Raw genomic sequence first — 20,732 nt, forward strand, 5'->3', positions numbered from 1 at the left:
GGAGTATATTGTGAGGCACTGCGACGTTTTAATTATAGGTGGTGGAATAATAGGGTGTTCTATCGCTTATTACACTTCAAAATACGGAAGAGACGTAACAATCATTGAAAAAGGGGAATTTGTCAGCGGGACGTCTTCACGGTGTGATGGGAATATTTTGGCCATTGATAAAGACCCAGGATTTGATAGTCAAATGTCTTTAGTAAGTCAAAAATTAGTAACTGATTTAAGTGAAGAATTAGAGCATTCATTTGAATATAGGGCACCAGGAAGTATTCTCGTATGTGAGTCAGACGAAGAGATGGAAGCTGCGCAGCAATGGGTAAATCGGCAAAAAGAAGCTGGATTACCGTTTCGAATGCTTGATAGGCAAGATATAAGGGAAGAGTCGCCTTTTTTTGCTGAGGATTTATTAGGCGGTTTAGAATGTGCGACGGATTCAACTGTGAATCCATATCTCCTTGCTTTCTCGCTTCTGTCAGAGGCACAAAAGTTTGGCGCAAAAGCTTTTAAGCAGACGGAAGTAAAGAGTATGGAAATAGAGACGGATGGTTCATTTGTTGTAGAAACTACGAATGGAACTTTTACAGCACAACAAGTTGTAAATGCAGCCGGTGTGTGGGCTCCTAAGATTGGTCAGATGTTAAATATAAATATACCAATTGAACCGAGAAAAGGGCATATTATTGTAGCTTCAAGGCAACAACACGTAGGATGCCGTAAAGTAATGGAATTCGGTTATTTAATTTCTAAATTTGGCGGAAAACGAAAAGTAGATGCTTTAACTGAAAAATACGGGGTTGCGCTCGTATTTGAGCCTACTGAAAGTCAAAATTTCTTAATTGGTAGTAGTCGTGAATTTGTAGGATTTCATACGAGGATAAATAATGAAGTCATTAAATGTATCGCAAATAGAGCAATTCGCTTTTATCCGAAAATGGCAGATATGATGGTAATTCGTTCTTACGCTGGTTTACGTCCGTGGACAGAAGATCATTTACCGATTATTTCACGAGTGGAACATATTCCGAATTATTTCATTGCCGCTGGACATGAAGGTGATGGGATTAGTCTTGCAGCAGTTACTGGAAAAGTAATTGAAGAGTTATTAAATGAAAAAGAGACAATTATTCCTATTGAACCACTTCGTTTGAGTCGTTTTACAGAAAGGGTGTTAAACAGATGAGGTCACAAAGAGTCTTTACGACGATTGATACACACACAGGTGGGAATCCAACGAGGACATTAATTAGTGGACTTCCAAAGTTGATTGGAGAGACGATGGCAGAGAAGATGTTACATATGAAAAAGGAGTATGATTGGATTCGAAAATTGTTAATGAATGAACCGCGTGGTCATGATGTAATGTCAGGAGCATTATTAACAGACCCGTGTCATCCTGAGGCTGATATAGGTGTTATATACATAGAGACAGGTGGATATTTACCGATGTGTGGTCACGATACAATCGGTGTATGTACAGCGTTAGTTGAATCAGGTTTAATTCCGGTAGTTGAACCGATTACTTCTTTAAAACTAGATACACCGGCTGGCTTAGTTGAAGTAGATATTGCTGTTCAAGATGGAAAAGCAAAAGAAGTATCTTTCTGTAACATACCAGCTTTTTTATTGAAAAATATTACTGTACAAGTGAAAGACATTGGGACTATAGAGGCTGATATTGCGTATGGAGGGAATTTTTATGCCATTATTGATGCGAAATCAGTAGATCTAGAATTAGTACCAGAAAATGCATCTACAATCATCGATAAGGCGATTCATATAAGAAACACAATTAATGAGAAGTTTGAAATCACTCATCCAGAGTATTCGTTTATAAGAGGATTAACACATGTTGAATTTTATACAGATCCTACTCATGAATGTGCGCATGTGAAAAATACAGTTGTTGTACCACCAGGCGGAATAGATCGATCTCCATGCGGTACAGGAACATCTGCGAAGCTAGCTGTATTATACGCTCAGAAAGAAATCGAAATTGGTGAAGAGTTCATTCATGAGAGTATCGTTGGTTCTTTATTTAAAGGATATGTCATGAATACGACACATGTTGAAAATATTGAAGCTGTCATAACGAAAATTACGGGATCAGCTTGGCTTATGGGTATGCATAGATTTTTTTACAATGAAATGGATCCACTTAAAGAAGGATTTTTGCTAATTCCGCCGATGGAACATGAAACGGAGGATATAAAATGAACATTCAAAAAATGTATACAGCAGTAGACGTACATGTAAATGGCGAGGCATTTCGTGTAATGAAAGACGTACCATGCAAATACTACTACAGTTTGGAGCAATTAAATGAACAATTTTCAGGTGAATTAGCAGAAGAGATGAAGCTTTTATTAAATGAACCACGTGGTTTTATCGGTTTGAATGGGTGTATTGTCGTTCCATCTATCCATAATGAAGTGGATGCAGCTGTATTATTTTTTAATCATGAAGGTTCGGTTCCGCTTCATTATGGAGGCATTGTTGCAGTAATAACGATGTTACTCGAAAGTGGGTATTTAAAAAAGAGAGAGTCCAATCAATACAAAATTGAAACGTTATCTGGAATATTTTTAGTTCATGCGTATGTAGAGAATGATGAAGTTATATCTGTTTCGTTTGAAAGCAAACTATGCTATATGATTGAGGAAAATTTACAGGTTGGTAATGTAAGTTATTCTCTCATACAAGCAGATAAAGTATATGCAGTTGTAGAGAAAGGTACGTATTCGCCAGAAATTCGTGTTGAAAACATTTCTGAATTGAAAAGATGGGGAGAAGCTACACTACAGACTATACAAAAACAGTCGCTAATAAAAAGGCTTATTTTAGTAGATCCTTCGCAAAAAGAAAAGAATCATATAAAATCGATTACATTTCATGAAGATAACTTTATTGTCCGTTCACCGGGGTTTGTTTCTTCTATTGTTTCTTATGTTCATGCATTATTTAAAAATGATTATATGGCGGATCAACCTTTTAAAAATGAAAGTATATTTAATAGTTTTATAATTGTGGAAAAAGTGAAGAAGGAGGAACTAGGATACATTTTCCGTTTTGAAAGTAGAGGATTTATTACAGGGATGCAGACGTTTCTATTAGACCCTACGGATCCATTTCCAGCAGGTTTCTTATTAAAATAAAATGTGATAGGGAGAGATAAATATGCAAAAAATTAAAGGGGCATTTCCAGTATTAATAACACCGATGGATGAATTTCAGGAAATTAATTGGGATGGGGTAAAGCAAAATGTAAATTACTTTATCGAACAAAACGTTGCAGGTATCATCATTAATGGAAGTACAGGAGAATTTGTAAGTTTATCAAAAGAAGAACGATTTAAAATGGTAGAAACCGTGTTGAAAGAAATTGATGGCCGTATTCCAGTCATTGTTGGAACTGCAGCAGAGACGACGAAAGAAACAATTGAATATACGAAACATGCAGAAGCGCACGGAGCGGATTGTGCATTAATTATAAACTCTTACTATTGTAAACCGAAGGAAGAGGAGATTTATTTTCATTTTAAAGAAATCTCAAACTCTGTAAATATACCAATTATGTTATACAATAATCCATTTACTTCTGGTGTTGATATGAGTACAGAGCTAATGCTCCGTATTGGAAAAGAGTGTGAAAATGTTACACATATTAAAGAATCTAGCGGAGATATTCGAAAAGCAAGAGATTTAGTAAGACAAAGTGAAGGGGCTTTCCAAGTCTTCTGTGGTTCTGAAGATTTAGTTATGGAATCATATTTAGTTGGTGCCTCGGGATGGGTTTCAGTAGCAGGAAATATCGTTCCCGGTCTCGTTACAAAAATGTATGAGCATTTTCAAAATGGTGAATTAGAAAAGGCGTGGGAAATAAACGATGCTATTTTACCACTTTGCGAGTTTCTTGAAGGATCAGGGAAATATGTTCAAATCGTTAAACGTTCTATGGAATTACATGGGCAAGCCGGAGGACCTTCTCGCTATCCAAGACTAGGGTTAACTGCTGACGAAGATCAAAAGCTTCAAATGATTTTATCAAATATTGCAGCTCATGCAGCTGTTTAAATAAGGAGGAGAACATAATGTTAAAGACAAATATTGAGCTGAAACCAAAAGTGGAAGCGTTTTTAAATGAAGAAATTAAAATGTTTATTAATGGCGAATTTGTTTCTGCTATTGGCGGAAAGACGTTTGAAACGTATAATCCGGCTACAGAAGATGTTCTAGCTGTCGTATGTGAAGCGCAAGAAGAGGATATTGATGCTGCAGTAAAAGCGGCAAGATCTGCATTTGAATCTGGTCCGTGGGCAGAAATGACTACTGCTGAAAGAGCGCATCTTATTTATAAATTAGCAGATTTAATTGAAGAACATAGAGAAGAATTAGCGCAACTAGAAGCTTTAGATAATGGAAAGCCATATCAAGTAGCACTTGATGATGATATTTCAGCGACTGTAGAAAATTATCGTTATTACGCAGGATGGGCTACAAAAATTATTGGGCAAACCATACCAATTTCAAAAGATTACTTAAATTACACGAGACATGAACCTGTAGGTGTTGTAGGTCAGATTATTCCGTGGAATTTTCCGCTCGTTATGTCTTCTTGGAAAATGGGAGCTGCACTGGCGACAGGTTGTACGATCGTATTAAAGCCAGCAGAGCAAACGCCTTTATCTTTACTGTATACAGCGAAACTCTTTAAAGAGGCTGGATTTCCAAACGGTGTTGTAAACTTTGTACCAGGATTTGGTCCTGAAGCAGGGACGGCAATTGTAAATCACCATGACATTGATAAAGTTGCTTTTACAGGATCTACTGTTACTGGAAAGTATATTATGCGTCAGTCTGCAGAAATGATTAAGCATGTAACGTTAGAGCTTGGCGGAAAATCACCAAATATCATTTTAGAAGATGCGGACTTGGAAGAAGCAATTAATGGTGCATTCCAAGGTATTATGTATAATCACGGTCAAAATTGTAGCGCAGGATCACGTGTGTTTGTTCATCGTAAACATTATGAAACTGTAGTAGATGCACTTGTGAAAATGGCGAACACCGTAAAACTTGGAGCAGGTATGGATAAAGAAACGGAAATGGGTCCACTCGTATCTAAGAAACAACAAGAGCGTGTGTTACATTACATTGAGCAAGGGAAGAAAGAAGGTGCTACAGTTGCGGCTGGTGGCGAACGTGCGCTTGAAAAAGGTTATTTCGTTAAGCCAACTGTATTCACAGACGTTACAGACGATATGACAATCGTTAAGGAAGAAATATTTGGACCAGTTGTTGTTGTATTTCCATTTGATTCGACAGAAGAAGTAATTGAACGAGCGAACAACTCATCCTATGGCCTTGCTGCGGGTGTATGGACGCAAAATATCAAAACGGGTCATCAAGTGGCAAATAAATTAAAAGCAGGAACAGTATGGATTAATGATTATAACTTAGAAAATGCAGCTGTACCATTTGGTGGATACAAACAATCTGGTATTGGTCGCGAGTTAGGTTCATATGCGCTTGATAATTATACAGAAGTGAAAAGTGTTTGGGTAAATATAAAATAATAGGATGTTTTACTGAAAATAATTGAGGGATGAAATAATGAAAGATGCGGACAACTAGAAAGTTTGATAATAGTTGTCCGTTTTTTATATACAAAATTGCTTTTCCAAAGAATGATAAGGGGGATTTGGATGGAGAATTTAGTAGAATGGTTAGTAGGGCAAGTGTGGAGTATCGGTTTAGTTGTTTTTGCATTAGGGGCAGGCGTATATTTCACGATTGCAACACGCTTTTTGCAAATTCGTTATTTTAAAGAGATGATTAAACTATTATTTGAAGGAAAGAGTTCAGAGACAGGAATATCATCTTTTCAGGCATTTTGTTTAGCCTTATCGGGAAGAGTTGGAATTGGTAATATTGCAGGGGTAGCGACAGCTATCGCTTTCGGCGGGCCTGGAGCTGTATTTTGGATGTGGGTCATGGCTTTGTTAGGGGCAGCGAGTGCGTTTGTAGAATCAACATTATCTCAAGTATACAAAAGTAAAGTAGGGAATGAATATCGCGGCGGTACTCCATATTTTATTGAGAAAGGTTTAAAAATGAAATGGTTTGCAGTCATTGTAGCGGTAGTTGTAACACTTTCGTATGGCGTGTTATTACCAGGTATTCAATCTAGTAGTATCGCAGTTGGATTCGAAAACTCTAATGGTATTAGCAAATATATAACTGGTATATTTTTAGTCGTGTTACTAGCAGCAATTATTTTTGGTGGTGTAAAGAGAATTGCTGGCGTTTCTCAAATGCTTGTTCCATTTATGGCAATTGGTTATGTAATTGTTACATGTATCATATTAATTGCGAATGTAACGGAGATTCCAAGTATGTTTGTTTTAATTTTCTCTAGCGCATTTGGTGTAAATGAAATGTTTGGTGGAATTGTTGGTGCAGCTATTGCATGGGGCGTAAAACGCGCTGTATTTTCAAACGTTGCTGGTGTCGGAGAAGCGACGTATAGTTCGGCTGCTGCTGAAGTATCGCATCCTGCAAAACAAGGATTAGTTCAAGCATTTTCCGTATATATCGATACAATTGTCGTATGTACAGCGACAGCTCTTATGATTTTAATAACAGGTATGTATAATGTTATACCTGAAGGGAAAACCGCTATTGTACAAAACATAGGAAATGTGGAAGCTGGTCCAATTTATACACAACAAGCAGTTGAAACTGTGATAACAGGGTTTGGTCCAATATTTATTTCAATTGCGATTTTCTTTTTTGCATTTACAACGTTACTCGCTTATTACTATATCGCTGAAACGACACTTACTTATTTAGATCGTCAATTGAAGTATGGCTGGTTAAAACCAGTTTTAAAATTTGGATTTTTAATTATGGTTTACATCGGTAGTGTTGAATCAGCGTCGCTTTTATGGAATCTCGGAGATTTAGGAATCGGTAGTATGGCATGGTTAAACTTAATCGCGATTCTATTATTAAGTAAAACCGCATTAAAAGTGTTAAAAGATTATGAAACGCAGAAAAAAGAAGGGAAAGATCCAGTATTTAATCCTAAAAATGTGGGGATTGAAGGATTAACCTTTTGGGAAGAAAGAAGTAAAGTGGTTGAAAGAAAACGTTCTAGAGAAAAAGTTATTGTAGATGATAATTTAAAATTATAACTTAAATTAACTGAAAATTCCTAATTCTAAAGAAGGTATATTGCCTCCATTTCATCACATACTACAATAAGTATGGATAATATGACTGGAGGGAATAAGATGGAACATGAGCAACATAGTTCGATAAATGATATTCTACATCATTATAAAGAAGGTATAGGTAGTTTTACAAATCAAATTCCTGAAATCGCTGAGACATATAATGCGTTCACGCAAGCTTGTTTTCAAGAGGATGCTTTAACAAAAAGAGAAAAGCAACTTATTGCATTAGGAATTAGTTTAGCAACGCAAGATGAGTATTGTACAATTTATCATACAAAAGGTTGTCTTGATCAAGGATGTTCGGATAAAGAGATTCTGGAAGCATGTGGTGTTTCAGCAGCATTTGCTGGCGGAGCTGCGATGAGTCAAGCGGTAACTTTAGTGCAAGAGTGTTTAACAGAACTGAAAAATCAAAAGCATTGAATAAAAAAACGTTTTAAACTTTATGTTTAAAACGTTTTTTATGTGAAATTAAATTTGAGTATAAAAATTATCTAGGATGGGTTCAATTTATGGTTATACAATAATGGGAGAATTTTAAATTTAGTAGGAATGAGAAATAACAACTATTTAATCTTAAGGTTTTGTAAAAAGCTTCAATTGCTTCATATAGTCAATGGCTTTTGTTTTATTTTTCTGTTTAGAAACATAATGTGCCTCATTAAAATCTCTATAGTAACTGTTAACTACTTCTTCAGAAAGAGCACCGTCAGAGATAGCTCTTTTAACCGCGCAGTTTGGTTCATTTGTATGTGAACAGTTAGAAAATTTACATCTCATAGAAATCTCTTTTATATCTTCATATCCAAAATCAAAATTCATCTCAAGGTTTATCAAGTCAAATCCTATTTTACTAATAAGAAATCCCTCCACTTTTGAAAGAGTTTTTTAGAAACATACATACAAATTTTATCGTTTTCAATTTGTATGTAATTTAATATTCTATATCTTCATAAATAGATTTTTCTACATCAGGAAGAACTGTGTATATACTCTTACCGATTAAAGCTTCTAATTCTTTCTTAATCGCATAAAACCCTTTCCAATGTAAAGATGTATGAGATGTTGTACCATGACGCAAACCAACAGAAATTAATCTTCTTTCCAGCGTAGTAAAGCCATCCGCATCAGCAAGAGCGTCACAAAGAGTAATTACTTTATTGTATAAGTCGTAGTTACAATGTTCATTTAATATTTCAACTAACCGGCTTCTCATATGGTCAGGAACGAGACTCCACTCCGCTGCGATATTTATATGTTCATTTTTGCATGGGAATGAGTGTGTCACACAAATAACAGCGTTTCCTGTATACCCTAAATCATTCATATACATATAACCATCATAGGAATGAATAACCGATTTGGTAAAACCTTTGTATCTTCCGATATCATGCAAAAGGGCAGCATTATATGCTATGTCAGCATCTAGCTTGTACCCTTTTTTTATAAGTTCTATAATTATGTTTTCAGTTGCATGAGCAACATGTAGTGAATGTTCAAACCAAGGGCCCGGGTTTTGTTCATATGCCCATTCGAGTAATTCTTTTGCGTACGTTCTATCTAATATATATTTCATATCGTTATCCTTTCACAAAAAATCATATCTTTCTATAAATTCATCTTATTATTTCATTATTCCTTCTTTAAAAATTGTTACAATGAAACAAAAGGGGGAAAAGTAATGCGAAATTTAGTAATTGAAGAAATAAAGCAACTAGAAAATGATATGGAAGAACTTTCGAAACTTTTAAAAATGGTTGTAAATGATGGGGCATCAATTGGTTTTTTGCCTCCACTGGAACAAAAAGACGCAACAAAGTATTGGCGAACAGTATTAGCGCCAGAAGTGATATTGTATGTGGCTAAAATAAACAACGAAGTAGCAGGGAGTATTCAATTACAATTAGTTACTAAGCCTAACGGAATTCATAGAGCCGAGATTTGCAAATTAATGACTCATCCAAACTTTAGACGTAACGGTATTGGACGATCGCTTATGCAAAAAGCAGAGGAACGAGCAAAGCAAGAAAACAGGTCTCTTTTAGTATTAGATACTAGAGAAGGAGATCCTTCCAATAAATTGTATAAATCACTAGACTACCAAGAAGTTGGAACAATACCAGGGTATGCAATTTCTCCGAATGGAAAGTTAGATGCTACGGTTATTTATTATAAAAACATTTAAGGTATAATCAAACGGGGAGAGTGCTTAATTATTAGTAAGTGAATAATAAACGACTATTTTTAACACAGTCTATATTTTTCTGGCGGTGTTAAAATAGTTAATTATAATCTAATTAACGCACTAAATGAATTTGAGAAAGTTTTTAGAGGGTTCTTTTAGTAATGATTCTCGTCTTATAATAAATGTAGAGAAGATGACTAGCCAACTATAGTTATTTTCGCTTTATTATCGGAAGGGGATGAAAGTATGAAAAAGAATAGTTTACAAAAGATGAAGAAAGTTATTTTAAGTGGTGGAGTATTACTTACGGGATTATTAACATTTGGATTTTCAGAAAAGGCTTCAGCTCATGGATATGTAGAATCACCAGCGAGCCGATCTTATTTATGTAAGCAAGGGGTAAATGTAAATTGTGGACCGATTCAATATGAACCACAAAGCGTAGAAGGGATAGGTGGATTTCCGCAACTAGGACCTTCTGATGGACAAATTGCAGGGGCTGGTCATTTTCCCGCTTTAGATGTTCAAACTGTAGATAGGTGGAAGAAAGTTACGTTAAATGGCGGGACGAATACATTCAAGTGGAAACTAACGGCTCCTCATAGTACAAAAGAGTGGAAATATTATATTACGAAAAAAGGTTGGAATCCAAATAAACCTTTAACGCGATCAGATTTAGATTTAGTGCCATTCTATGTGAAAAATGACGGTGGAGCTAGACCAGGGACAACAGTAACGCACGAAGCAAATGTACCAACTGACCGTAGTGGATACCATCTTATTTTAGCTGTTTGGGAAATTGCAGACACTGGAAATGCGTTTTATCAAGTTATAGATGTAAACCTTTTGAATAATGGCTTATCCTCAAATTTCGCTTTTAACAATGTAGTGCAAGCTCCTACACTATTTTAATTGAAACATACATTTCGATCATCTAATTCATTTTAGATGATTTTTTTTATGAAAATGATGAAAAATATAGAAGAAAGTGCAATTATTTATAAAAAAATATGCTTTAAATATTGTCATATTTGCTTCTTTAAGATATCCTTTTCATGAAGAGGTGGAAAACATGGAAAAAGTACTAGTTTTCGGGCATAAAAACCCAGATACAGATGCAATTTGTTCTGCAATTGCTTATGCAGAATTGAAAAAAGAATTAGGAATGAATGCTGAGCCTGTACGTTTAGGCGAAATCAGCGGTGAAACTCAATTTGCGTTAGACTATTTTAAAGTAGAAGGACCGCGTTTTGTTGAGACAGTAGCAAGCGAAGTGGACAACGTTATTTTAGTTGACCATAACGAGCGTCAACAAAGTGCTAACGATATCGAATCAGTTCGTGTGTTAGAAGTTATTGACCATCACCGTATTGCTAACTTTGAAACAAGCGATCCTATATACTATCGTTGTGAGCCAGTTGGCTGTACAGCTACAATCTTAAACAAAATGTACAAAGAAAATGGCGTAACAATTCGTAAAGAAGTTGCAGGTTTAATGTTATCTGCAATCATTTCAGATTCTTTACTATTCAAATCTCCAACTTGCACAGAACAAGACGTAGCAGCTGCTCGTGAATTAGCGCAAATCGCTGGTGTAGATGCAGATAACTACGGCTTAGAAATGTTAAAAGCTGGTGCTGACTTAAGCGGAAAAACAATGGAGCAATTAATCTCTCTTGACGCTAAAGAATTCCAAATGGGTAATGCGAAAGTTGAAATCGCACAAGTAAACGCTGTTGATACAAACGACGTTCTTGTACACCAAGCGGAACTTGAAAAAGTAATCTCTGCAGTAGTAGAAGAAAAAGGTTTAGACCTATTCTTATTCGTTGTAACTGATATCTTAACTAATGATTCTGTCGGTCTTGCGATCGGTAAAGCAGCAAACGTTGTTGAGAAAGCATACAACGTATCACTAGAAAACAACACAGCTACTTTAAAAGGTGTTGTATCTCGTAAAAAACAAATCGTACCAGTATTAACAGAAGCATTCCAAGCTTAATCGTATTGCGTACAGATGAACAGTAAGGACAAGTAGTCAGATTGGCTACTTGTCCTTTTTTATCTCTAAAAAACAGAAAATTAAAAACGGGAGGATTGTGTATGTTTAATGATTTGGAGAGTAAATTACAGTCACTTTTAGAACGAAATATTACGTCGGTTTCAGAATTAGAGAGCTGGCTCTCGGAGGAGCTACGTTTAAACGCTGAAATACAGAAGTTGCGTTTGACTTTTTAGAAGAAAGGATATAAAGTACTGCAAGGGTCATTCTAAATTTGATTAACGAATTAAAATAAGGATAGCGTTAGCTATCCTTATAATCGTTTATTCGTAAGATTTTTTCTTGTTTATATAAAATGTAATTATAGCAGTAATGAAGAAAATAGGTATCGCATACACTTGCCCAACAAATAACTTCCAGCCGACATAATTATAGCCTTCAGATGCTGGGATGATAACGGAAATAACGCAAACAATAAAATAGACTAATAGTGCAGGGATAATATTTTTCATTTTTATGGACCTCCTTCCTAATTTAATTAATAAATCATAATATTAAAATTTAATTATAATAATTTGAAGAAAAAAATGCAAAAATTTTTATGGTATTATAATATTTGCAATGAGAGTGATCCATAGTACATATATGGTAAAATGTGTAATTTAAACTTTTCAAAATTATTATATAGTATTTCGAGAGAAAAATGTACAAAATAACGAATTTTATTTACCAAAGTAAAGGGAGTAGAAATATATATGAAAAGGATATGTATAATTCCATGTGGAAAAAAGAAAATTTGGGATAAACATTCAGACTACGGACCGATGGAAGCAAAAGATGTGTATATTAGTCCGTTCGGAAAAGCATGTCAGGCGTACGCAACTATGTTTTTCGAAAACTGGGTTATATTATCGGCGAAACATGGATTTTTAAGACCAAATGATATTGTATTAGAAAACTATGATCTTGCATTTGATTCAAAAAGCGATGGAGTAATAAATATAGAGCAATTACAAAAACAGATGGTAGATAAAAGTTTATTACAGTTTGACGAAATCGTCTTACTAGCAGGGAAGAAGCATAAAAAAGTAGTGACAAAGTTATATCCAGAAGAAATGATTACATATCCGCTAGAGGGGTGTAAAGGGATTGGATATATGTTGCAGAGGTTGAAAGAAGCTGTGAAGGAAGGGGAGGAAATATAGGTGTAGTTTCAGTGATTTTAAACTCTATTTATTTAGGGAGCCGAAAAGTAAAATAGAGTTTTTAGGCATCGCCGAAAGGGTGATGCTTTTTTTGTTCGTGTCGTCATTCATGTAAAAGTAATTTAGAGAATAAATCATTCGATTTATGAAGCGATAGCTTTTTTATATCGAGAACAAATTGCTTCACTTCTAGAAAATGTAGGACATATGGGTACAGTTAAGATTGTAAGTGGGAATAGCAATAAGACAAGTTTTGAATAGGATATTAAGAAAGGAGATGTTGATAAATAATGGCCAGATATAGTTTGCACGGAGGACACAATAGTATTGTTCAAGGTGCTAATTTTGGGAATCGGAAAGAACACGTTTTAGATAGGCAAGTTAAAGATGCTGTGGCGACTAAGTTAAGATCCCTAGGACACACGGTTTATGACGATACGGACGAGGTAGGGGCAACTCAATCACAAAATTTAAATAATATCATTCGGAATAGCAATTCCCATGCTGTGGATTTAGTTATTTCTTTTCATCTTAATGCAAGTGATGGAAATGGACAGGGTGTTGAGGTTTTGTATTATGATCAGAAAGATTTGGCGGCTAAAATCTCAGCTCAACTAGCAAAAGATATTGGATGGCGTGATCGAGGTGCGAAACAGCGTACGGATTTAGCGGTATTAAATGGGACGAAAGCACCTGCTATTCTTATAGAATTAGGATTTATTGACAATGAATCTGATATGGCAAAATGGAATGTTGATAAAATCGCTAATTCTGTTGTATTTGCTCTTACAGGACAAACTGGAGGAGGTGCAGCGGATTTGCTCAAAGTAAAAACTGGTGGTGTAGCATTTAGTAATTTACAAGCTTTGGCTCAAGCTATGGTAGATGCGGGTATTGATGGACAAATTGTCGTTCAGAAAGATGGCATTGGTTATGCTATAACGAATGGCTATCCGTCTGGAAATATCGATAAATTTACAGCTTGGTTAGATGCACGAAAATGGTACTATGAGTACGTGAGATAAAATGAAAATTAGTTTGATTAAAAACTAACAATTGTCTTATATTTAGTTAACAAGTATATTAAGTAACTAATAATTATGTAACTATAAAAATATGGACAATGTATATGTAAATTAGTAAACAAAACCACCTGTCAGAAAGGTGGTTTTGTTTATCTAGCTATTTGTGGGCAGTAAAATTCTTATCTCAAAATTCGGATGAAGCTAAGAAATTAAGTGGGAATTTCACTGCTCGTAGCCGCCTACTAATTATAGTTTCACTTTATATAGTTTAGAGCTTTGTAAATCTTTACTTGTTAAACCTGTAATAATATTTTGTTTTCTCAATACATAAGCCGAATTTTAAATTATTACCCAATAATATACTACCTCTCATACTATTTATTAGTTGATAATAGCAAAAAAACAAGCTTTGAATATAATAATGAAAAAGGAGATGTTAAATAATGGGTTATATTGTGGATATTTCGAAATGGAATGGCGACATTAACTGGGATATCGCAGCACCACAATTGGATTTCGTAATTGCACGTGTGCAAGATGGTTCAAACTATGTAGATCCTTTATATAAAAATTATGTACAAGCAATGAAAGCACGGAATATTCCGTTTGGTAATTATGCGTTCTGTCGTTTCGTTTCAGTAGAGGATGCACGGATAGAAGCAAGAGACTTTTGGAACCGTGGTGATAAAAATGCAACAGTTTGGGTAGCTGACGTAGAAGTAAGAACAATGAACGATATGAGAGCGGGTGCACAAGCTTTTATTGATGAATTACGCAGATTAGGAGCTAAGAAGGCTGGTTTATATATTGCTCATCATATGTATGCTCCATTTGGAATGGCAAATTTCAATTCTGATTTTGTATGGATTCCTCGTTACGGTGGTAACAAACCGGCGTATTCATGTGATATTTGGCAATACACAGAAACAGGGAATGTGGCTGGTATCGGCAAGTGTGATTTAAATAAGCTGATTGGAAATAAGCCGTTAGCTTGGTTTACAAATCCAATTGTTGAGCCGATAAAAAAACAAGAAGGGGTTGGAATTATAGTGAATAAATATAACAAAGTAGTTACTTATGAATTTGGTGTAAATTTAGTTCCTGACATGATTCAAATGATGGATAAGCTTGGATATACTTCTAAAATAATATCTCGTGGAGATAACCAAGGGCTTGTGTATTTCGAAACAGATTATCGTCAAGGGAACGAACTGGACAAAGCAACTGCTTGGTTAGATACGAAAGGAATTAAATATTTTTATACAAAAGAGTAGTTTGCTAAATAAAAAGCCGTCATGTGACGGTTTTTTATTTTTATATAATCTTTTAACTCTACTTATAATATGGAGAAAATAGACTAATAAACAAGCCTTTGTATACTTTTAAACATAGAATATGATGAATTCTATTAAGGAGGAAGCAAATTCATGGGGAATACTTGTCATTGTGGGCATTCCCGAAATTGTAATACATTTTGGGATAATTTAATGTTTGGGAGATGTAGATGTAAACGCAATGATTTTCACGAATGTTGTTGCAAAGAGAAACCGAAATGTGAGTGTGAAAAATGTCATTGTAAAACAAAACCGAAATGCCATTGTATTCATGAAGAGGAAGGGTATTAATAATAAAAAAGAGTACGATACGTACTCTTTTTTTGGGTGATTATATTCCATCTTGAACAGATTTCTTTACAATTACCCATGTGTCTTTCTTTTTAACTGTTATAGCTACATTAGTTCCATTAGATTCCTTATAAAAGATATATCCATTGTTTGAGTTTACATATGTTACTGGTTCGCCTATGCAATCTCGCGAGCAGGATTTGTTGACCAGTTCAATTAGGGATAGTTCACTTGGATCGGTTTTGCTTGCTTCTATAACAGCATCAAGGCTTGTTTTTCGATAACCTTGCAAGTTTATATGAAAAAGCTGCTCTATTTCTCCTGTAATGCTAGTGTTCATTACTTCTACTGAATTCTTTTTTTCTTGAAGAAAGCCGTTTTCATAAAGTAATTTTGTATAGCCAATCCATGCTATTAACACTAGCATGAAAAACATACCCGTCATTTTAAGTATTCGAAGTCGTTTGCTTATAATTGTTTCTGAGTATTTCATTCACTCTAATCCTCCAATGTTTTTAATTTAAAATATGCTTGGATACATACTTTTAGAAGAGGATGAAAGTTAATGAGTTTTCAATAAAAAAGAAAACATCCAGAGTTAGATGCTTTCTTTTTTTGTATTTTTGGCTATCTGTTCGTTACTTGTTTCATAAGTGGTCTTATTTCTTTAACTGGTGGTTTCTTATCATAGGCATCAACGTAAGAAAAGTAGTAGTTTAAGTTTCTTAGAAGACCTTTTCCTATTTTTGCACTTAAGAAAGGAAATACTTGTCCGGTATAATCATCGAGAGATTTACAGTAATATTTTTCATCTAAATATATACTGTATTTACATGTTAGTTCTACTAAAGGATTCCCTTCATCATCAAATACTTCTTTAGAATCAATAATATCTATTAGTGCAAATTTTTCATTTAAGTAAACTTTCTTTTTTTTCTCGTGTTTATTTGTAAGTATAAAAACGAGACCAATTGCGTTAATCAAACTATTTCCTCCTATAAAAAACGGATATTAATAAAATATATCGATATAAGCTAAATGTAAAGAGGAGAGGTGAAATATCATAGAGAGAAAACTAAATAAGCCGATTTATGTTTGGAAATCGACTTATTTTTATCAAGTATTACTTAGTAGTAATACCTACTCTGATTAAAGTTTCACTTTATTGAAATACTTGCGGGAATTGTTTTACGATTGCGTTTGTTATCATGTCGGCCATTTCCAATGCTTCTTTTTCAATTTTATCGTAAAGTTTTACTCCTGCTTCATAATCTTTATTTAGGAAGGCAAGTGCTTCTGCTTTCGTTAGTGCTAAATGTTCATAAAACATTTTTCTAAATTCTTCTTTATCTATATATGGGTTGATACTGTTAAGAAATTCAATAATTTCATCACCATTAGCGTACCATTTTTTCTCTATAGCGGCCGCTGCATTTTGATTACCAGCTTTTGCGGCTTTAACAAGATCCGCTGCAATTACTAAGTGATCTTTAATTAATGCACTATATTTTTTCACTGCATCCTCACCGTAAAATGGTTCAAGTGATAGTCCCATATGTGTTGCGTTTTGTAGAAGTCGTCCAACAGTAACGTTAACATCTGGTAAATTAAAGACTATACTTATAATAGCCAATCTCGTCCAAGCGACGTGTTGTTCCCATAAAGAACGCATATACCCTTTTAAAAAATTCTCATTTTTACTAATTCGGTAGTTCCGTACGGATAAATCATAGTTTACATAAGGGTTATGGTAGGGGGAGTAATACGATTGCCAATAAGAATACATAAATAGTAACACTCCTTTGAACATGTATAACTCAAAGTATGATGAAGATTTATTTTTAGTTACGTGTCCTAGATTATTTTTAGGGAATTTGAAATGGAGAAATTAGGTGAATGATGTTGTGGTATATATGAATAAATTGAATATAAAGTAAAAGAGGGGCTGCAAGGGAAGTTGCAGACCCTCAAAAGGGTATTGCCGAGATGTCGGACTCGACTACGTAATGTTATCATAAAATTCTTTTGAAAAAACCTGGTAAATGTGTCCAAATGAAATTAGGACCTTCATACAGTCAAAAGGACCTGCTTCCCGCGGCAGGCCCCAATAACTAGATAATGTCGATGAGCAAAAAACTCATCTGGAGTACTTTTATAGTAACAAGTAAAATGTCTTTTGTGTATTGAGAAAGAAGAATTGCATAATTATATGTGAACAATTTAACTCCCAACAATTCATGATAATCATGAATTGTTGGGAGTTAAATATGGTTATAAAATGGAGAAAAGACTTGGAAGTGAGATCGAGGTACACAGAAGTATGTAATCATGAAAAAGACCTGCTAATATAAGCAGGTCAACTTAAGGGGTTTATCCAACAGATTATTATATATGGTAACAACTGAATTGTAGTAAGTCTATACATTTAATATTGAGAAAAATTTTGTGAATGATATATTTTTTGCGCATATATTAACGTCTAAAAAGTTGAGAAAGAAAATTAAAAAGCTTTTTATAAGAGAATAATGGCTGATACTTATAGTATGATTCATATTTCCACGCATCATTATTAGAGAATTGGAGTTTTTGTGTTTTCGTTTTCGCCGTGATGGAACTCATATTACGATGCTTCATATAGTAACCTCCTGAATTTATATGTATACGATTAGTAGTATTCAAGAAAGGGAAATAAAATGAACGTTTAAATTGAAACTCTTTCTTCTTGTGTACTGGATTTATATTATAAATGTTGTAAAACATATAAAATAATGATGCTAGTTAGTATTAAATAAGTGGAGAAACATAGAATAATGAAAAAACAATAAGCATCTAATCATCCCTTTCAAGTCGCATAAGTGATTGATATAATAGAAGTAGATGAAAGATAAAGAAAAGCAGGTGACTCTTTTTTGTTTACTAAAGCACAAGAACTTTTAGCGTCCTACTTTGGTTATTCTTCGTTTCGAAGAGGACAAGATAAAACAATTAAAAACGTATTAGATGGGAAAGATACGGTTTGTATTATGCCAACGGGTGGCGGTAAGTCGATTTGTTATCAAATTCCGGCATTAGTATTTGAAGGAACGACGTTGGTTATATCACCTTTAATATCACTTATGAAGGATCAAGTAGATACATTGGTACAGAATGGCATTTCAGCTACATATATTAATAGTTCTATTTCTATTGCTGAAGCAAATCAGCGAATTCAATTAGCGAAACAAGGACATTACAAATTACTTTATGTCGCGCCTGAGCGTCTTGATTCGATGGAGTTTGTTGACCAACTTATCGATATGAAAATCCCTATGATTGCGATTGATGAAGCACACTGTATTTCACAGTGGGGACATGATTTCCGTCCAAGTTATTTACATATACATCGCATATTAGATTATCTTCCAGAAAAGCCGCTTGTATTAGCATTAACAGCAACAGCAACACCGCAAGTACGTGATGATATTTGTAATACACTTGAAATTAATCAAGAAAATACAATTATGACAACGTTTGAGCGTGAGAACTTATCGTTTTCTGTTATTAAAGGGCAAGATCGAAATGCATATTTGGCGGATTATATTCGTCAAAATCAAAAGGAATCTGGGATTATATATGCAGCTACTAGAAAAGTAGTCGATCAGTTATATGAAGATTTAATGAAGGCAGGAGTTTCTGTATCAAAATATCACGCTGGTATGAGTGATATTGATCGAAATGAGCAACAAGAACTCTTTTTACGAGATGAAGTAAGTGTAATGGTAGCAACATCTGCATTCGGGATGGGTATTGATAAATCGAATATTCGTTACGTAATTCATTATCAGCTTCCAAAAAATATGGAAAGTTACTATCAAGAAGCAGGACGTGCTGGTCGTGACGGATTAGATAGTACATGTATATTGTTATATTCTTCTCAAGATGTACAAGTACAGCGTTTTTTAATTGATCAATCAACTGGAGAATCACGTTTTTCAAATGAACTTGAAAAATTGCAAAATATGACCGATTACTGTCATACAGAACAATGTTTACAATCATTCATTTTGCAATACTTTGGAGAAGAACCGAAAGAAGATTGTGGACGCTGTGGTAATTGTACAGACAATCGCGAGAGCATCGATGTGACAAGGGAATCACAAATGGTTTTATCATGCATGATTAGAACGAACCAACGCTTTGGAAAGCAAATGATAGCGCAAGTATTAACTGGGTCGAAGAATAAGAAAGTTATTGAATTTAATTTTCATACTTTACCAACGTATGGGCTTTTATCGAACCGTAGTGTAAAAGAGGTCAGTGAGTTTATCGAGTTTTTAATTTCAGACGAGTTAATTGCAGTTGAACATGGCACTTATCCGACGTTAAAAGTAACTGAAAAAGGGAAAGAAGTATTACTTGGTAAAGAGAATGTTTTACGAAAAGAACGAGTAGAGACAAGACAAATTGTTCAAGACCATCCTTTATTTGAAGTGCTTCGTGAAGTACGTAAAGAAATTGCACAAGGAGAAGGTGTACCTCCGTTCGTTATTTTCTCTGACCAAACATTAAAAGATATGTGTGTGAAAATGCCGCAAAGTGATTCCGAATTGTTGACGGTAAAAGGTATCGGAGAACACAAACTTGTGAAATATGGTTCGCACTTCTTACAAGCAGTTCAGCATTTTATTGAGGAAAATCCAAATTATGCTGAAACGATTAAGACAGAAGTAGTTTCAGAGCGTAAAAAGTCAGGAAAAGCGTCCGCAAATTCTCATTTAGAAACGTATGAAATGTATAAACAAGGTATTGATTTGAATGAGATTGCAAAAGAACGTAACTTATCAAGACAAACAATCGAAAACCATTTAATTCGCTGCTATGAGGATGGAATGGAAGTAGATTGGCACAGCTTTGTTCCAGCAGAGTATGAATCTCTTATTGAAACTGCCGTTCAAAATGCAGATGGTGGTCTGAAATCTATTAAAGAACAGCTTCCGAATGAAGTGAGTTACTTTATGATTCGTGCTTATTTACAAATAAGAAAGTAGAGGCATATAAAGGGGATAAGAATTTATGTATCATGTTTTCGTTTATGGCACGTTAAGAAGAGGACAAACGAATGCTCATTATATGCTAGGTGCAACATGTATCACAGACAGAGCTTGGACATATGGAAAATTATTTGATACGAACGAAGGATATCCGGCCATGACTTATTCGATTGAAGAACAGGTGTATGGAGAAGTTTATGTAGTAAATGATGAGATATTGTGTAAGTTAGATGAACTAGAAGAATATAGAGGCAATGCGGAGACTGATTTATATGATCGAATCACGCAAACAGTATATGTTGCTGATGGGGAAATTGAGGCATATGTGTATATCGCTCAGGATAAAAAGATGTTAAAGAAAGTGATAGACTCTGGTGACTGGCTTATGTATCAAAAAATATAATAAGGTAGTTTTAAAA

General features: G+C 34.6%; 24 protein-coding genes. 17 read left to right on the plus strand and 7 right to left on the minus strand.

What is annotated here, in order from left to right; translation table 11 throughout:
* Positions 1-10 precede the first annotated feature (10 nt).
* From GBN91_RS17720 to GBN91_RS17750, 7 genes are all read left to right on the plus strand, one after another.
* Positions 11-1,186, plus strand: a complete 1,176-nt coding sequence (locus GBN91_RS17720; RefSeq protein ID WP_001215265.1) for an NAD(P)/FAD-dependent oxidoreductase — start codon at positions 11-13, stop codon at positions 1,184-1,186.
* Positions 1,183-2,220, plus strand: coding sequence for a proline racemase family protein (locus tag GBN91_RS17725; RefSeq protein ID WP_001257540.1), 1,038 nt, complete (start codon positions 1,183-1,185; stop codon positions 2,218-2,220). Before GBN91_RS17720 ends, GBN91_RS17725 begins: the two co-directional genes overlap by 4 nt.
* Positions 2,217-3,158, plus strand: coding sequence for a proline racemase family protein (locus GBN91_RS17730; protein ID WP_097987240.1), 942 nt, complete (start codon positions 2,217-2,219; stop codon positions 3,156-3,158). Before GBN91_RS17725 ends, GBN91_RS17730 begins: the two co-directional genes overlap by 4 nt.
* A 22-nt stretch (positions 3,159-3,180) precedes the next feature.
* A complete protein-coding gene (dapA, locus tag GBN91_RS17735; RefSeq protein ID WP_061113185.1) occupies positions 3,181-4,077 on the plus strand; it encodes a 4-hydroxy-tetrahydrodipicolinate synthase in 897 nt (298 codons plus the stop codon).
* A gap of 17 nt (positions 4,078-4,094) precedes the next feature.
* Positions 4,095-5,579, plus strand: a complete 1,485-nt coding sequence (locus GBN91_RS17740) for an aldehyde dehydrogenase family protein (protein ID WP_152121879.1) — start codon at positions 4,095-4,097, stop codon at positions 5,577-5,579.
* Between the two features lie 129 nt (positions 5,580-5,708).
* The gene (locus tag GBN91_RS17745) at positions 5,709-7,199 is read left to right on the plus strand and encodes an alanine/glycine:cation symporter family protein (protein ID WP_152121881.1); all 1,491 of its coding nucleotides are present in this window, start codon (positions 5,709-5,711) and stop codon (positions 7,197-7,199) included.
* Between the two features lie 72 nt (positions 7,200-7,271).
* Positions 7,272-7,664, plus strand: a complete 393-nt coding sequence (locus tag GBN91_RS17750) for a carboxymuconolactone decarboxylase family protein (protein WP_183128499.1) — start codon at positions 7,272-7,274, stop codon at positions 7,662-7,664.
* Positions 7,665-7,817: 153 nt separating this feature from the next.
* On the opposite strand, the gene GBN91_RS17755 is transcribed toward GBN91_RS17750, so the two are convergent.
* Positions 7,818-8,114 carry a P-loop NTPase family protein gene (locus GBN91_RS17755; RefSeq protein WP_080120270.1) on the minus strand — a complete coding sequence of 99 codons (297 nt, stop codon included), beginning with the start codon at positions 8,112-8,114 and terminating at the stop codon, positions 7,818-7,820.
* A 61-nt stretch (positions 8,115-8,175) separates the two neighbouring features.
* Entirely contained in the window at positions 8,176-8,817 is a 642-nt protein-coding gene (locus tag GBN91_RS17760; RefSeq protein ID WP_000874111.1) for an HD domain-containing protein, read from the minus strand.
* Between the two features lie 105 nt (positions 8,818-8,922).
* Between GBN91_RS17760 and GBN91_RS17765 the strand changes: the two genes are divergently transcribed.
* From GBN91_RS17765 to GBN91_RS29475, 4 genes are all read left to right on the plus strand, one after another.
* Positions 8,923-9,426 carry a GNAT family N-acetyltransferase gene (locus tag GBN91_RS17765; protein ID WP_016122672.1) on the plus strand — a complete coding sequence of 168 codons (504 nt, stop codon included), beginning with the start codon at positions 8,923-8,925 and terminating at the stop codon, positions 9,424-9,426.
* A gap of 246 nt (positions 9,427-9,672) precedes the next feature.
* Entirely contained in the window at positions 9,673-10,338 is a 666-nt protein-coding gene (locus tag GBN91_RS17770; RefSeq protein WP_000742279.1) for a lytic polysaccharide monooxygenase, read from the plus strand.
* A 160-nt stretch (positions 10,339-10,498) separates the two neighbouring features.
* Positions 10,499-11,428 carry a manganese-dependent inorganic pyrophosphatase gene (gene ppaC, locus GBN91_RS17775; protein WP_000416873.1) on the plus strand — a complete coding sequence of 310 codons (930 nt, stop codon included), beginning with the start codon at positions 10,499-10,501 and terminating at the stop codon, positions 11,426-11,428.
* A 101-nt stretch (positions 11,429-11,529) separates the two neighbouring features.
* Positions 11,530-11,664 carry a hypothetical protein gene (locus tag GBN91_RS29475; RefSeq protein ID WP_000481362.1) on the plus strand — a complete coding sequence of 45 codons (135 nt, stop codon included), beginning with the start codon at positions 11,530-11,532 and terminating at the stop codon, positions 11,662-11,664.
* An 87-nt stretch (positions 11,665-11,751) separates the two neighbouring features.
* On the opposite strand, the gene GBN91_RS17785 is transcribed toward GBN91_RS29475, so the two are convergent.
* Positions 11,752-11,940, minus strand: a complete 189-nt coding sequence (locus GBN91_RS17785) for a DUF4017 family protein (protein ID WP_000789485.1) — start codon at positions 11,938-11,940, stop codon at positions 11,752-11,754.
* Between the two features lie 243 nt (positions 11,941-12,183).
* Here GBN91_RS17785 and GBN91_RS17790 point away from each other — a divergent pair, with 243 nt between their 5' ends.
* From GBN91_RS17790 to GBN91_RS28910, 4 genes are all read left to right on the plus strand, one after another.
* Complete coding sequence (locus GBN91_RS17790) at positions 12,184-12,633, plus strand: DUF6884 domain-containing protein (protein ID WP_000820904.1); 450 nt, start codon at positions 12,184-12,186, stop codon at positions 12,631-12,633.
* Positions 12,634-12,923: 290 nt separating this feature from the next.
* Entirely contained in the window at positions 12,924-13,658 is a 735-nt protein-coding gene (locus GBN91_RS17795) for an N-acetylmuramoyl-L-alanine amidase (protein ID WP_006920619.1), read from the plus strand.
* 443 nt (positions 13,659-14,101) lie between these two features.
* Entirely contained in the window at positions 14,102-14,932 is an 831-nt protein-coding gene (locus GBN91_RS17800) for a GH25 family lysozyme (protein ID WP_086412049.1), read from the plus strand.
* 217 nt (positions 14,933-15,149) lie between these two features.
* Positions 15,150-15,323, plus strand: coding sequence for a hypothetical protein (locus tag GBN91_RS28910; protein ID WP_000503004.1), 174 nt, complete (start codon positions 15,150-15,152; stop codon positions 15,321-15,323).
* On the opposite strand, the gene GBN91_RS17805 is transcribed toward GBN91_RS28910, so the two are convergent.
* The 4 genes from GBN91_RS17805 to GBN91_RS28915 all read right to left on the minus strand — a co-directional run bounded on the left by GBN91_RS17805 (position 15,324) and on the right by GBN91_RS28915 (position 17,917).
* Entirely contained in the window at positions 15,324-15,776 is a 453-nt protein-coding gene (locus GBN91_RS17805; RefSeq protein ID WP_000877572.1) for a hypothetical protein, read from the minus strand. It lies immediately after the preceding gene.
* A 134-nt stretch (positions 15,777-15,910) separates the two neighbouring features.
* A complete protein-coding gene (locus GBN91_RS17810) occupies positions 15,911-16,267 on the minus strand; it encodes a hypothetical protein (protein WP_000606231.1) in 357 nt (118 codons plus the stop codon).
* Positions 16,268-16,445: 178 nt separating this feature from the next.
* Complete coding sequence (locus tag GBN91_RS17815) at positions 16,446-17,069, minus strand: hypothetical protein (RefSeq protein WP_000287728.1); 624 nt, start codon at positions 17,067-17,069, stop codon at positions 16,446-16,448.
* Between the two features lie 686 nt (positions 17,070-17,755).
* Positions 17,756-17,917, minus strand: a complete 162-nt coding sequence (locus tag GBN91_RS28915) for a hypothetical protein (RefSeq protein WP_000682743.1) — start codon at positions 17,915-17,917, stop codon at positions 17,756-17,758.
* Between the two features lie 275 nt (positions 17,918-18,192).
* Between GBN91_RS28915 and recQ the strand changes: the two genes are divergently transcribed.
* Both recQ and GBN91_RS17825 read left to right on the plus strand, forming a co-directional pair.
* Positions 18,193-20,310, plus strand: a complete 2,118-nt coding sequence (gene recQ / locus GBN91_RS17820; protein WP_152121883.1) for a DNA helicase RecQ — start codon at positions 18,193-18,195, stop codon at positions 20,308-20,310.
* A 25-nt stretch (positions 20,311-20,335) separates the two neighbouring features.
* Positions 20,336-20,716: a gamma-glutamylcyclotransferase family protein gene (locus tag GBN91_RS17825; RefSeq protein WP_006920961.1), complete on the plus strand. Its 381-nt coding sequence runs from the start codon at positions 20,336-20,338 to the stop codon at positions 20,714-20,716.
* The last annotated feature ends 16 nt before the right edge of the window (positions 20,717-20,732 follow it).

It is taken from the genome of Bacillus sp. B1-WWTP-T-0.5-Post-4, from assembly GCF_009183795.1.
Taxonomy (GTDB): domain Bacteria; phylum Bacillota; class Bacilli; order Bacillales; family Bacillaceae_G; genus Bacillus_A; species Bacillus_A cereus.